The 13,524-nt window shown below is 67.5% G+C and carries 15 protein-coding genes; 2 read left to right on the top strand and 13 right to left on the bottom strand.

The genetic code is table 11. The annotated features are described in order from the left end of the window. Window positions 1-20 precede the first annotated feature (20 nt). Complete coding sequence (locus HBE63_RS01970; protein WP_166902815.1) at window positions 21-452, bottom strand: hypothetical protein; 432 nt, start codon at window positions 450-452, stop codon at window positions 21-23. Window positions 453-481: 29 nt separating this feature from the next. Here HBE63_RS01970 and HBE63_RS01965 point away from each other — a divergent pair, with 29 nt between their 5' ends. Further along, window positions 482-1,924, top strand: coding sequence for a PLP-dependent aminotransferase family protein (locus tag HBE63_RS01965; protein ID WP_166902813.1), 1,443 nt, complete (start codon window positions 482-484; stop codon window positions 1,922-1,924). Window positions 1,925-1,962: 38 nt separating this feature from the next. Here HBE63_RS01965 and HBE63_RS01960 read toward each other — a convergent pair whose 3' ends face one another. From HBE63_RS01960 to rplM, 6 genes are all read right to left on the bottom strand, one after another. Then, window positions 1,963-3,402 (bottom strand): hypothetical protein, encoded by a 1,440-nt coding sequence (locus tag HBE63_RS01960; RefSeq protein WP_166902811.1) that lies wholly within the window; start codon window positions 3,400-3,402, stop codon window positions 1,963-1,965. A 3-nt stretch (window positions 3,403-3,405) separates the two neighbouring features. Further along, window positions 3,406-3,711 (bottom strand): type VII secretion target, encoded by a 306-nt coding sequence (locus tag HBE63_RS01955; RefSeq protein ID WP_166902809.1) that lies wholly within the window; start codon window positions 3,709-3,711, stop codon window positions 3,406-3,408. A 37-nt stretch (window positions 3,712-3,748) separates the two neighbouring features. After that, entirely contained in the window at window positions 3,749-5,122 is a 1,374-nt protein-coding gene (gene glmM, locus HBE63_RS01950) for a phosphoglucosamine mutase (RefSeq protein ID WP_166902807.1), read from the bottom strand. 141 nt (window positions 5,123-5,263) lie between these two features. After that, window positions 5,264-5,692 (bottom strand): hypothetical protein, encoded by a 429-nt coding sequence (locus tag HBE63_RS01945; RefSeq protein WP_166902805.1) that lies wholly within the window; start codon window positions 5,690-5,692, stop codon window positions 5,264-5,266. 331 nt (window positions 5,693-6,023) lie between these two features. Further along, the gene (rpsI, locus tag HBE63_RS01940; RefSeq protein ID WP_243858815.1) at window positions 6,024-6,473 is read right to left on the bottom strand and encodes a 30S ribosomal protein S9; all 450 of its coding nucleotides are present in this window, start codon (window positions 6,471-6,473) and stop codon (window positions 6,024-6,026) included. 35 nt (window positions 6,474-6,508) lie between these two features. Beyond that, on the bottom strand, window positions 6,509-6,952 hold the full coding sequence (rplM, locus tag HBE63_RS01935) for a 50S ribosomal protein L13 (RefSeq protein ID WP_166902801.1): 444 nt from the start codon (window positions 6,950-6,952) through the stop codon (window positions 6,509-6,511). Window positions 6,953-7,321: 369 nt separating this feature from the next. Here rplM and HBE63_RS01930 point away from each other — a divergent pair, with 369 nt between their 5' ends. Next, window positions 7,322-7,603 carry a hypothetical protein gene (locus tag HBE63_RS01930; protein WP_166902799.1) on the top strand — a complete coding sequence of 94 codons (282 nt, stop codon included), beginning with the start codon at window positions 7,322-7,324 and terminating at the stop codon, window positions 7,601-7,603. Between the two features lie 29 nt (window positions 7,604-7,632). Here HBE63_RS01930 and HBE63_RS01925 read toward each other — a convergent pair whose 3' ends face one another. From HBE63_RS01925 to eat, 6 genes are all read right to left on the bottom strand, one after another. Beyond that, a complete protein-coding gene (locus HBE63_RS01925) occupies window positions 7,633-8,046 on the bottom strand; it encodes a hypothetical protein (RefSeq protein ID WP_166902797.1) in 414 nt (137 codons plus the stop codon). Window positions 8,047-8,061: 15 nt separating this feature from the next. Further along, window positions 8,062-8,319, bottom strand: a complete 258-nt coding sequence (locus HBE63_RS01920; RefSeq protein ID WP_243858445.1) for a hypothetical protein — start codon at window positions 8,317-8,319, stop codon at window positions 8,062-8,064. Window positions 8,320-8,420: 101 nt separating this feature from the next. Then, the gene (locus tag HBE63_RS01915) at window positions 8,421-9,698 is read right to left on the bottom strand and encodes an HAD family phosphatase (protein ID WP_208301280.1); all 1,278 of its coding nucleotides are present in this window, start codon (window positions 9,696-9,698) and stop codon (window positions 8,421-8,423) included. A gap of 13 nt (window positions 9,699-9,711) precedes the next feature. Beyond that, a complete protein-coding gene (gene eutC, locus HBE63_RS01910; RefSeq protein WP_166902795.1) occupies window positions 9,712-10,485 on the bottom strand; it encodes an ethanolamine ammonia-lyase subunit EutC in 774 nt (257 codons plus the stop codon). Then, on the bottom strand, window positions 10,482-11,897 hold the full coding sequence (locus HBE63_RS01905) for an ethanolamine ammonia-lyase subunit EutB (protein WP_166902793.1): 1,416 nt from the start codon (window positions 11,895-11,897) through the stop codon (window positions 10,482-10,484). The genes eutC and HBE63_RS01905 overlap by 4 nt, the downstream gene beginning before the upstream one ends. Next, window positions 11,894-13,309, bottom strand: coding sequence for an ethanolamine permease (gene eat, locus HBE63_RS01900; RefSeq protein WP_166902791.1), 1,416 nt, complete (start codon window positions 13,307-13,309; stop codon window positions 11,894-11,896). The genes HBE63_RS01905 and eat overlap by 4 nt, the downstream gene beginning before the upstream one ends. Window positions 13,310-13,524 lie beyond the last annotated feature (215 nt).

Raw genomic sequence — 13,524 nt, 5'->3', positions numbered from 1 at the left:
GACAAATTATGACGGGCCCATCACGATTGCCGCGCCGGCCCGATCCACTCGCAGGCTCGCACGAGGGTGCTCGCCCGATCAAAGGTATTGGCCTCCCAGGTAGTCGACCGAACGTCTCCACGGTCGCCGTAGCGGCGCATGATGTCGACGTGATGCGGCAGCCCGATAAACCGCTGCAACGCTTCGGCATCCGTCCACACCGAGATCGACCCGCCACGGCTGGCGGCGGGCAGGCTCCACAACCACAGCCCGACCGCACCCGGCATGGCGTACCAGCCTTCCCGCATACGCATCCCGTTGTAGGCGACACCTGGCAGGTGCCGCAGAGAATGCGCGGCATATTCGGTCACGCTGACGACGACCGGTCCGTCGCCGGCCGGGGCCGGCCCGGGCATCCAGGACGTGATCACCGGTCGGGCGACGGCTGAGGAGAGGCTGTTGATCGAAGACATACCACCACGATCGCTCCTATGATTGGTATATGTCAGGGTCCAATTATAGAGATGTTCAGCAGACCAATTCTGCTGATGCCGGATTTCCTCCGGACCTTCTGCTGGACCTGGACCGGACGTCCCGGGACGGGCTCGCGATGCAGCTGCAACATCAGCTCCGCGTGGGGATACAGCAGGGCCGGCTCACGGCGGGCGCACTCCTGCCGCCGTCCCGTGTGCTGGCGGCACAGCTCGGTGTGGCCCGCAGCGTCGTCGTCGCCGCCTATGAACACCTGGTGGCCGACGGCTACCTGACCGGACGGCGGGGCTCCGGGACCAGGGTCAAACAAGTTGCCCCACAAGCAGCTCCACGCACACGCCAGACTCGCAACCCATCCGTGCCGTTGGGCGGCGGCCTGCCGGACGCCGCATTGTTTCCGCGTACCGAATGGCTGCGGCACTACCGCAACGCGCTCGCCGAGGTACCCAACTCGCAGCTCGGCTATCCCGGCCCATTCGGGACCCACCCCTTACGCGAAGCCCTCTCCGATTACCTGGCTCGGGTAAGGGGTGTCGCAGCCGCCCCCGATCGAATGATCGTCACGGCGGGAATCACCCAGGGGATCGTGCTGCTGGCCCGGGCGCTGCGAGCGCGCGGATGCCGCGCCATCGCAGTCGAGGACCCGTGTTTCGGATTTCACCGCGACGCCATCGCACGCGCCGGGCTGCACGTGGAGCCGGTACCGGTCGACGAGTACGGCCTCGACGTCGACAGATTGGCTGAACTCGACGTCGGCGCGGTACTGGTGACACCCGCCCACGCGTACCCGACCGGTGTCGTGCTCGCCGCGGACCGCAGGGCGGCGCTGATCGCGTGGGCGAACAACCGGGACGCACTGATCATCGAAGATGACTACGACGCCGAATTCCGTTACGACAGAAGTCCTGTCGGCGCCCTACAGGGACTCGACCCCGATCACGTGGCCTACGCGGGCTGCGTGAGCAAGACGCTGACTCCCGCCCTGCGGCTCGGGTGGATGGCCCTGCCGCCCCGGCTGGTGGAGTCTGTCGCCGCCGAGAAGCTGTACGACGACATGGGCAACTCCGTGCTTGAGCAACTCGCCCTGTCCCGCTTCATCGGTACCGGCGGGCTGACGCGCCACCTGCGGCGCGTTCGCCCGGTCTATCGCCGGCGACGCGATGCCATGCTCGCGGCGATCAACACATGGATGCCTCAGACACAGCCGACCGGCATCGACGCGGGCCTGCACGTCTATCTTCGGCTGCCAAGCGACTCGAACGAGGACGCCATCGTTGCCACCGCACGCGAACAGGGCCTGCGCCTGGACGGTGCCCGGTGGAATTGGGCCGACCCGGATTCAGCACCACCCGCCCTGGTGATCGGATACGGCATACTCGGCGAGACGGTTATCCACGACAGCATCAGTCGACTGGCGCCGATCCTCACCCGATCGAGGGTTCCGAGCTGTTAGCCGCGCCTGCCACATCCGAATCCCGCATCGGGGTGCGGCTACTCACCGACTTGGGGTAACTCATCCGCGGCGATCGCACACGGGGTCTCACCGGCCGGCGCGGCAAGGGGTTCGGCCGGTGGTCCGGGTTCCGCCACGGGAGGGAGCGGGTCGACAACTGTGGGCACCGGCTCGGCCCCTAGCGGAACACTCTGCGGCTCAGTCTCTTCCACGACATCGGCGCCAGGTTCGCCAGCTTCGGCCCCGGCGGCTTCGTCGACGCCGTCGGTATCCTCTGCCGCGTCGGCGTCCGCGCCTTCGTCGTCGGCGCCTTCATGGGCGTCCTCGCCCGTCTCATCCGCCGCCGGATCCGGATCGTCGACATCATCGTCCGGCAGCTCGCCGATATCGTCGGGCAAACTGTCTGCGGACGACCCGAGCAGCCCACCGAACAGATCAGCCAATTGTTGTCCGGAGCCGGCCAAGCCGGAACCGATGTCAGGCATGCCACCCAGACCAGGCAGGCCACCGCCACCGAGGCCCTGGCCCAATCCTGCTGGCGAAGCGGGCAACGGAGCCGCCGACTCGACCGGCGCCGTAGCCGGACCGGTCGGCTCGGCACCCAGCGGGGGCCAGGGGGCCGGCATGGCCGGCATCGAGGCAGGAGCCGCAGACATCGCCGCGGGTACTGCACTGGGAGTTGTCGGCCATGGCGGCATGCTCGCCGGGGCCGCAGTGAGCCCGGGTGCCGACAGGGCTGCGGTGGCGCCGGCAGCGGGCGGTGGACTCGGCGCGACCCAGACCGGCCCCAGCTCGCCCGGGATGCCGAACACCGGCTGCACCTCGGCGCGCAACGCGGTGAGCGCCTGCGCGTACGCATCGGCAACCGCCCGGGTGGTACTGCGCATCGCCGTCAACCAGTCCCCGCCAATGTCGTTGGCCACAAAGGGTTTCACCTGCGTGTCGATCAGTTCACTGGCTACTGATCGGTCCCCCACACCGGTGCTCACCGCCCGCGCGGCCGCCAGCCAGGTGCCGCGTTGTCCGGCCTGGCGCTCCTCGATCTGCAGCGCGGCGGAGACCTTGGCGTCCACCGCATCCCACAGGTTGTCGCGCAGCCGGGTCAATGTGGCCGCGGCGCCACGGATCCCGGCGGAGACCTGTGCCGCCGAGGTCGCGTGCCGGGCGAGGAAATCCATCGACGCCCGAGCCCCGGCGCCCTGCCAGGCCCGCGACAGATTCAGGAAGTGGTTGTCCTGCAGCCGCAATGCCTGCTCCGCCGCAGCAGCAGCGGCGACCAATGATGTGCATTCGGCGTCCAGCATCCGCAGGTCGAGGCCGTCCTCGGCGGCGTACCAGTCGCGCACCTGATAGCGGTAGCGGGTCAGATCGGCGTGGCCGAAACCCAGCAGGTGGCAGGCCCAGACGTATTCGGCGACCGTGTCGACAGCAGCCTGTCCCTCATCCAACCGGGCCGCGACATCGAGGCTTGCCGCCACGGCTCAACCCACCCGGGCCGCAGCGTGCGCGTCGGCCACCGTGTACCGATCGATCGCGCTGCGCAGCACGGCCGCAACCTCGGCACTGGCCCGCGACCACCGACGCAGCCCGTCCGTCACCTCGTCCACGGCGGTCCGCACCGCGTCTCCGCCGGCAACGTGGGCGTGCCCGGCGGAGGCACCGTCGAACACCCGCCCGCGCTGGCGGTCACGCACCACTGAATCGAGATCGGCGGCAACGGCGTCGTATCCGGCGGCCACCGACGCCAGCGCCGCACCGTCGAGACTGGCGGCAGTTACATCTCCCATGCCCGGTTTAGACGCAGCCGGGGACTGCACGGTTCCCTCAGGCCGACTGGCCGCTGACCGAATCGGCGACCCGAACCGCGACCATCCGGGCCGTGTTCACATCGGCCGCCTCGACCATCACCCGAACCACCTGTTCGGTACCCGAGGGCCGCAACAGGATCCGGCCGGTGTCACCCAGCTCGGCCTCGGCCTGGGCCACGGCGGACTGCACGGACGGCGCCTTCGCCACCGCCGCCTTGTCATCGACCGCGACATTGATCAGTACCTGCGGCAATGTGCGCATCGGCTCGGCAAGCGCCGCCAAGGTAGTGCGCGTCTGGGCCATCCGCGACATCAGCCGCAGGCCCGTGACGATGCCGTCGCCGGTCGTGCCAAAGCCGGGCAGCACGATGTGGCCGGACTGCTCACCACCGAGGGAGAACTCGCCGGCCCGCAGTTCCTCCAGCACGTAGCGGTCCCCGACACCGGTGGTGCGGACCTCGATACCGGCTGCCCGCATGGCCAGGTGCAATCCCAGATTGCTCATCACCGTGGCCACCAGCGTGTCCGAGGCCAGCTCGCCGGCCTCCTGCATGGCCAGCGCCAGCACCACCATGATCGCGTCGCCGTCGATGACCTGGCCCGCGGCGTCCACTGCCAGGCACCGGTCTGCATCGCCATCGTGAGCCAGTCCCAGATCGGCGCCGTTTTCGAGGACAGCGGCCTGCAGCACCTCCATGTGGGTGGATCCGCAGCCGTCGTTGATGTTGAGGCCATTGGGTTCGGCATTGATCGCAATGACGTTGGCTCCGGCGGACCGGTAGGCCCGGGGAGCAGCCGCCCACGCCGCACCGTGTGCGCAATCGACCACGACGGTCAGCCCGTCAAGCCGCGCCGTCATGGCCTTGCCTGCGTGCCGCAGATAACGATCCAACGCGTCCTCGGCGTCCAGCACCCGGCCGATGCCGGCCCCCGTCGGGCGCAGCCCTGGCCCAGCCGTGCCAGATTCTCTTCGCGCAAGCGGCTCATCGATAACCAGCGACTCGATCTGGTCCTCAGCGGTGTCGTCGAGCTTGTGCCCGCCCGGACCGAAGATCTTGATGCCGTTGTCGGGCATCGGATTGTGCGATGCGGAGATCATGACCCCGAAATCCGCGTCATAGGCACTGGTCAGATACGCCACCGCAGGCGTCGGCAATACGCCGACCCGCAGGGCGTCGACACCCTCGCTGGTGATACCCGCAATCACCGCGGCTTCCAGCATCTCGCCACTGGCCCGCGGATCACGACCCACCACGGCCAGTCGACGGCCGAGCCCTGCGGAATTACCGAGACGCCGCGCAGCCGCCGAACCGAGTGCCACTGCCAGTTCAGCAGTCAGATCGCGATTGGCGACCCCGCGCACCCCATCGGTGCCGAACAGTCGACCCATGCCCTTAAACTTCTCATAATCGGCGGCCGTAAACACAACCGACGAGGTCAGCGACCATCCCGGAGCCGGATTGATACCCGTTCGAGACCCACCGGATCACCGCCCGCAGATCGGGCACGGGCGGTGATCGGCGACAAATCGCTAGCTGGGGCCGGTGTCTGACGACGAGTGGCTGCCTTCCGGCGCCATCGGGGGTGCCGTCGTCGGCGCAAGGCTGTGCGGCTCGGTCCCCTGCGAGACCTCACCCGGGCGCTCAGTGGTGCCGTTCTGGCTGAACGAGATGGTCCCGAGGTTGTTGGTGCAGACCACGTGGTCGGTGCTGTTCGCATCGACCCCCTGAACCGCGGTGGTCAACGATGCCGTGTCGGTGTTCTCGCACACCCCCGCGGCGATCTGCGCGGCCGCGGCGTCGTCGACGTTCTCCAGGACCGAGACGTTGCCGAGGGTGAGGTTGACCTTGCCGTCTCCGGCAGTTTCGGGCGCCGCATTGGCGATACCCAGGCCGACGGTAAACAGCAGCGATCCACCGACCACCGCGCCCGCAGACGCTGTCTTCGCGAAGTTCCCCACAATTGCTCCTTCCGATGGGACAGCAGCACCCGGTCCCCCGACGTCAGAACGACGTCCACCGGTGGCAGGAAGGTCCTGCGGGCACAACCCTGCTGACACAAAGCGGCCCCGGCTCTCCGCCCAGTGGTCTTCCACGCAGGGTCCGTCCCCAAACCTCGAATCTGGAAAAAGTTTGTGGATGAGGATGCCGGTTTCTACCGCAGGGTCGTCAAAATCGCACGCCAACAGCCCAGACGTGGAAAACCGACGCGCGCATCAGCAGGCAAAAAACAAACCCGCCGAGTGTGTACGAGACACACCCGGCGGGTTCGTTCGGCCAAAAGGCGACAGATCAGCGCTTGCTGTACTGAGGCGCCTTGCGGGCCTTCTTGAGGCCGTACTTCTTGCGCTCGATGGCACGCGGGTCACGCGTCAGGAACCCGGCCTTCTTGAGGGCCGGCCGGTCCTCCGGCTGCACCAGGATCAGTGCACGGGCGATGGCCAGGCGCAGGGCACCGGCCTGGCCCGAGGGGCCGCCACCATCGAGGTGGGCGAAGATGTCGAAGTGCTCGACACGGTCGACGGTCACCAGCGGGGCCTTGATCAGCTGCTGGTGCACCTTGTTCGGGAAGTAGTTCTCCAGCGTGCGGCCGTCCAGGTTGAACTTGCCGGTGCCGGGCACCAGGCGCACCCGCACCACGGCCTCCTTGCGGCGGCCGACGGTCTGGATCGGACGGTCGATGATGACCGGCTCGCGGTGCTCCTGCTCCACCTCGTGCTCCACCTCGACGGTTTCGGTCACGGCTTCGACGGTGTCGCCGTTCTCAATCGTTTCGGTCACTGGGCCACCTGCTTGATCTCGTACGGAACCGGCTGCTGCGCGGCGTGCGGATGATCCGGACCGGCGTAGACCTTGAGCTTCTTCTGGATCTGCCGACCAAGCTTGGTGTGGGGCAGCATGCCGAGGATCGCGTTCTCGACGACGCGGGTCGGGTGCTTCTGCAGCAGGTCACCGATGGCGCGCTTGCGAAGACCGCCCGGGTAACCCGAGTGGCTGTAAGCGAACTTCTTGGTGAGCTTGTTGCCGCTGACGGCAATCTTCTCGGCGTTGATGACGATGACGAAGTCGCCACCATCGACATTCGGCGTGAATGTCGGCTTGTGCTTGCCGCGGAGCAGCTTGGCTGCTTCGACGGCGAGCCGGCCGAGCACCACGTCTTGGGCGTCGATGACGTACCACGAACGCGTGGTGTCACCCGCCTTAGGCGTGTACGTAGGCACAGCGCTTACCTCTTCTATATTCGAGTATCAACTCGGGTTACGGATCCCAGGATGTCCCAGGTGCCGGTCGCGGCGCATGTACTCGGTTTTCCCGGCGACCGACGTTGACCCGGGACCCGCTTGCCCCGAAGGGCAGCACACACCAACGGAGCAGCTTACCGTCCGATATCCGGGCAGGTCAAAACGCCCGTGTGGGGGCCGTCGCGGACGCATCGCCGCAAAGCCCGGTCCCGGTCGACACCTCGTGCACTGCTCTCCAAGAGAACTCACATCGCAGACGTATCCCAACTCCCAGGGTCCAGGCGTCGACTGGATGCCAGATGGCTCGCAGCCGAAGCCGGACATCAGCGGAACGAAGGGCTCAGCACCATGGCTGCCACAAGACACACCAGCATCCGAGCGATCGCGGCGATTGCCGGCGGAGCCGCGTTCGTGACTCTGGGTTGGTTGAGCGTGATGTCGGCCAGACACAGCTCGTCGGTGGCGTTCCACGCACCCCCGGCGCCCCCGACCGTGACCTCGGCGTCCATGGCTCTGGGCGCGACAACCACCACAGGGATGCGGGCACCCGCTGCCATGGCGACACCGAAGGCGCACCCGAACATCACCGGCCCGGCGGCATTGCCCTCAGAGGAGGCCGGCCTGCCGTGACGACGGTCGTTCGTCAGACGCCTGCGGCCCTAGTGCTTCTTCTCGGCCTGCTGCTGTTCCTGTGCGGCCTGCTGTTGCGCAGCCTGGATCGCCGCACGCCCCTCCGGGCTGGCGGCCGAGTTTCCGGGTGCGGTGGCCGACGCCACTGCTTTGTCGCAATCGAGGGAAACGAGCGTCTGCTTGGTGGCCGAGCCTCCGGTGTTGGGCGGCGGCTGCACGTTGCGGTCCTGTTGATGCGTGACGACGCAGTCCGACCAGGATTCGCGGTCACCGACCGTCGTTTCCACCACCGGCGAGTAGCCGGCTCCACTGAGCGTGCCCGATGCGTCGCTGTATTTCTGCCCGACGACATCGGGTGACGACGCGTAGGCAACCCCACTCACCAAGAGCGACGCCAACGGTGCGGCAGCGGCGACCACCGGCCCGAGAACACGCGATGACATGGCTTGTGCCACCCCCTATTTCGCAACCGGAGGGGTGGTAGCCGTAGCCGTGCTGCCGAGTTTCATCGTGCCGACCACGGGTTGAGTGAAAACCGTGTTCGTCGGGGCATCACCGGATCCGGCGAGCGGGTTGCCCTGCCCCGCAGGCATTTCCTCGGGATGACCAAACGCGAACGCCGCCATCGCCGAGATGGCGGCGACACCAAGTAACATGCCCGTTACCTGTATCCGGCTGTGCCCCTTGAGCTTCAGCTGCCCCTCGTATGTGCTCATGGCGCATATGTGACGCCCGAATTCTGTAGGGCACCCCGCCACCGGCCTGTGGAATTGCTGGGCCAGGAAACTCCGAGCTCTACGCCAGCATTCTCACGGCGTCAGGACACCCCGTCCTGCTGGTCGGGCACCACAGTTCCGTCGGGACGGTGCAGCGGGGCTTCCTTACCGCTGGGCTCGATGTAGCCCTCCGTCGTGCACTCGTACGGGTCGCCCTGCTTCTTCTTGGCATCGATGAACATCGGATTGACCAGCCAGCGACCGTCGGAGTTGTCGTACGCCGTGCACATCAACTCGGTCTTGTTGCGGTTGAGCACCAGACGCAGGGCCGTCGCATCGGTGAGGAACGTGACATCGGTGTCGGAGTCCCCGGCGCCGAAGGCCGCGCGTTTCGCCTCGGGCTGCTGTTCGAACGCGGCGGGCCCCTTGACGCCGAAGACGTCCTCGTTGACCCGGCACCGCTTGCCCTCGATGTATGGGATGGCCGTCTCGCCGCCGCACGGCACCAGCTTCGACGTCAGGACGTCGCCGTCACGCTCGGTCCGTACCCCCATCACCTTGTCCGGGGTGAAACCGAGATCGGCCGCCCACACGCGCACCACCGGCTCCGCCGACGCGGAAATGATGCGAACGTCGAAACCGTTGGCGCGCAGGGTTTCCACCAGATCGCGCATCTGCGGGTAATAACGCACCCAGCCGGTCTCGTCACCGCTACCGACCTTCTGCTCCGCGCCCTCGGGCGCGTCGAGGTTCTCCTTGCGCGCGGCCTCGGCGAAACCACTCAGCTCGGATTCGGGCCAGCCGGCCAGCATCTGCGCGGCCCAGGCATACGACGGTTCGAACCGGCGGGCGTTGAACCCGGCGAACGCCGGCTCGTCGGCACGCGTCTCACCGTCGGTGTAGACCGACAGCAGTTCGTCGGCGCAGCCGAGATCGGTGTTGGTCGGCATCGGTTGGCCCGGCGTGGCGGTGGCACACGCCTTGGCCAGGGCCGCCGCGGCCTGCGGAGTGAGGTAGGGGCTGGTGCTCGACCAGTCGCCCCCGGCGGGTGCCCGCAGCTTGCCGTTGCGCACCATCCAGAAGAACGTCGCATCGCCGATGTCGTTCTTGACCACGGTGTTGTCCCAGTCGAACAGCGCCAGCGGTGCGCCATCGGCCACCGAGCCGTTGGCCCCGCAGGTCCCCAACTCCGCGAGCATCGCGTCGATCCGGTCCCGGTTGTCGCCGTACCAACCGGGATTCTCGGCCAGCGTGCGACAGCTCGCGGCGGGTGTCTGAGTGGCCGACGGCTCCGCCGAGTCGCCGCCGGAACCACACCCTGCGACGGTGACGGCGACGGTCGTCGCGGCGAGCAGAGACAGGACGGCACGCTTGGTCATTGAGACTCCTGGATCAGTTGAGCTGGGTCATGCTGTTCGGGTCGAGCGCCGAGGTCCGAGAGGTGTCCTTCAGGTCGACGCCGGAGCGGCCCAGCGCGAGCGCACCGTCGACCAGGCCGGCCACCACCCGTGCGGCTTCGGTGTAACCCAGGCCGTCGGGCGGGTGAATGTTGGAGATGCAGTTGCGGTCGGCGTCGGTGCGGCCGGGCATCGGCAGGTGGGTGAGGTAAATGCCGAGACTGTCGGCGACGCTCAGGCCGGGCCGCTCCCCGATGATCACGAGCAGAGTTCGGATGCGCGCCTGTGCCCCTATGTGGTCCCCGAGCGCCACCCGTGCCTGCGTCGCGATCACCGGCGGGGCCAGGGTGTAGCGGTCCTGCAACTCGGCTACCAACGCCGCGAGCAGTGTCGCGCCGTGACGATCCAGGGCAGTCGGCGACAGCCCGTCGGCCAGCACGAAGCCGATGTCGGCCGGGGTATCGGGCACCTGCATACCGTCGGCGGGCTCCCGGCCCAGATCCGGGCGGCGCAGATACTCGTCGCGTGAGGTGGCGCGGCTGGTCACCACGGTCGGCTCGCCGATACCCACTGCCCGGACCTTGTCGGCAAGGGTCTCGACGTCCAGCGGCACGTGCACGGCGTCGCGGGCGGCGGCATGCGCCGCGGCCAGCTCGAGCACCCGGCGGGTGGGCAGCGCGTCGCCGGCCCGGCCCAGCCCGATCCTGGCCTGGGTCGTCTTGCGCAGTTCATCCCAGAACTCTTGAACCGCAATCTCATTGGGACTCATGACGGCTCCGCCGAAGTCAGCGACCGCAGCACCGAACGCTCCAGGTCGAACGGGGTCAGCTTGCCGGCGTCGTCGACCATGCCGACGCTGCGCAGCCACGCCTCGAATTCGGGTGCGGGCCGCAGCCCGAGCGTGCGCCGGGCGGTCAGCACGTCGTGGAACGACAGGCTCTGGTAACCCAGCATGACGTCGTCGGCGCCGGGCACGGTGATGACGAACGCCACCCGCGCCGCGGCCAACAACGTCAACAGGGTGTCCATGTCGTTCTGGTCGGCCTCGGCGTGGTTGGTGTAGCAGACGTCCACCCCCATCGGCAGGCCCAGCAGCTTGCCGCAGAAGTGGTCTTCCAGTCCCGCCCGGATGATCTGCTTGCCGTCGTACAGATACTCCGGTCCGATGAACCCGACGACCGTATTGACCAGCAGCGGTTGCAGGTCGCGGGCCACCGCGTAGGCGCGGGTCTCCAGCGTCTGCTGGTCCACGGGCTTCCCGCCGACCCCCAGGTGCGTGCCGGAGCTCAGCACCGAACCCTGCCCGGTCTCCAGGTACATGACGTTGTCACCGACGGTGCCGCGGCCCAGGCTGCGCGCCGCTTCGTTGCCTTCCCGCAGCAGCTGCAGGTTCACCCCGAATGCGGAGTTGGCCCCTTCCGTGCCCGCGACGGACTGGAACATCAGGTCCACCGGCGCCCCGGCCTCGACCAACCCGATCGTGGTGGTGACATGGGACAGCACGCACGACTGGGCGGGAATGTCGTAGCGCGTGCGGATCGAGTCGAGCAGATAGAGCAGATCGGCGGTGGCCTGCGGCGAATCGGTGGCCGGGTTGATCCCGATCACCGCGTCACCGCAGCCCAGCAGCAGCCCGTCGAGCACCGCCGCCGCGATCCCCCGAGGGTCGTCGGTGGGGTGGTTGGGCTGCAGCCGGGTGGCCAGGGTGCCGCGGGCGCCGACGGTGGTCCGGAACGCCGCCGTCACCTCCGCGGCGGCCGACACCGCGATCAGGTCCTGGTTGCGCATGATCTTGCTGACCGCCGCCACCATTTCCGGAGTCAGCCCCGGAGAGACGGCGGCCAGCCGCTCGGCACTGTGATCATGCGCCGCGGTGTCCATCAGCCAGTCCCGCAGCCCACCGACGGTCAGGTGCGAGATCTCCGAAAAGGCTTGGCGGTCATGGCTGTCCATGATCAGCCGGGTCACCTCGTCGGTGTCGTACGGCACCAGTTCCTCGTTGAGGAAGACGTCCAGCGGCAGGTCGGCGAGCACCCAGGCGGCCGCGGCGCGTTCACCGTCGTGCTCGGCCGCGCAGCCGGCGAGTTGATCGCCGGAGCGCAGCGGGGTGGCCTTGGCCATCACTTCGACCAGACCGTCGAAGCCGTAGTTCACCCCCGAGACCTGCTGGTGGTACTTCATTTCAGGGCACTCTCCGCCTCCGCGAGCATCGCAAACTCCTCGTCGGGCGAGTTCGCCACCAGGCGGTGGCGGCTGTAGAGCGCGAAGTAGAGCATGAACGCGCAGAACACAGCCAGGCACAGGCCCGCGGCCACCGGGCTGACCACGAAGGTCGCGATGAGCGCCACGACCGCGATGACCAGGGCGAAGCCCGTGGTGACGGTGCCGCCGGGCGTGCGGTACGGCCGTGGCATGTTGGGCTCGCGCACCCGCAGCACGATGTGGCTGATCATCATCAGCACGTAGCTCAGCGCCGCGCCGAACACTGCCATGTTGAGGATCAGGTCGCCGTGCCCGGTCAGCGACAGCAGGAACGCGACGACACCCGGGACGATCAACGCCAGAGTCGGAGCCTTGCGCTTGTTGGTCACCGACAGCCGGGTGGGCAGGTAGCCGGCCCGCGACAGCGCGAACGTCTGCCGGGAGTAGGCGTAGATGATCGAGAAGAAGCTCGCGATCAGCCCGAACAGGCCGATGTAGTTGACCGCCTTGGCGGCGAACCCGGTTCCGCCGAGGGCCTGCACCAGCGGATCGTCCACAGTCGACATCGCTTCCGCGCCACCGGCTCCCGTGGTCAGGAACAGCACCGTGACGCAGGTGAGGATCAGGACCGACATCGCGGCGATGATGCCGCGCGGCACGTTGCGCTCCGGGTTGGCGGTCTCCTCGGCGGCCAGCGGGACGCCTTCGACGGCCAGGAAGAACCAGATGGCGAACGGGATGGCGGCCCAGATGCCCAGGTAACCGTGCGGCAGGAAGCTCGACGCGCCGGCTGCGGCGGCGTCGGGGGCGATGTTGGTCAGGTTGGCGACGTCGAAGCTGCCGATGGCGCTGACGGCGAAGATGACCAGGCCCAGCAGCGCGACCGCGGTGATGACGAACATCAGCCGCAATGCCTCACCGACACCGGCGAGGTGAATCCCGATGAAGATGACGAACGCCGCCAGGTAGACCCACCAGCCCTTGTGAATGCCGAACAGGCCGAGCGATTCGACGTAACCGCCGATGAAGGTGGCGATGGCTGCCGGTGCGATCGAGTATTCGATCAGGATCGCGGTGCCGGTGGCGAAACCGCCCCAGGGCCCCAGCGCGCGGCGGGCGAACGTGTAGCCGCCGCCTGCCGCGGGCAACGCCGAGGACAGCTCGGCCAGACCCAGCACCATGCAGAAGTACATGGCGGCGATCACCACCACGGCGATCAGCAGACCTCCGAAGCCACCGTGGGCGAGGCCGAAATTCCAGCCCGAGAAGTCGCCGGAGATCACGTAACTGACGCCGAGGCCGGCCAGCAGTAGCCACCCCGCGCTTCCGGATTTGAGCTGACGTTTCTTCAGATAGTCAGCGCTCTCCAGGTGTTCTTCCACACCCGCCATGTCAAACTCCTTCATTGACAACGTTTTCGTAACTCACGTATGTGATGCCGTCGACTCATGACGGCCTTGCAAGCGGTGGCCGACCTTTAACCCGGCAACACCGGCGGGCCGACACCAGATCTCCGGCGAGTTGTTCTTCCAAAGGTATGAAACTCAACCTTTAATCGAAGATTATTGCCCCACTACGCGGCGGTGTCTACCCCAACGACCAATTT

Source organism: Mycobacterium sp. DL440, assembly GCF_011745145.1.
Taxonomy (GTDB): domain Bacteria; phylum Actinomycetota; class Actinomycetes; order Mycobacteriales; family Mycobacteriaceae; genus Mycobacterium.
Note: the sequence above shows the minus strand (reverse complement) of the source record. Positions and strands in the feature narration are given on the sequence as shown.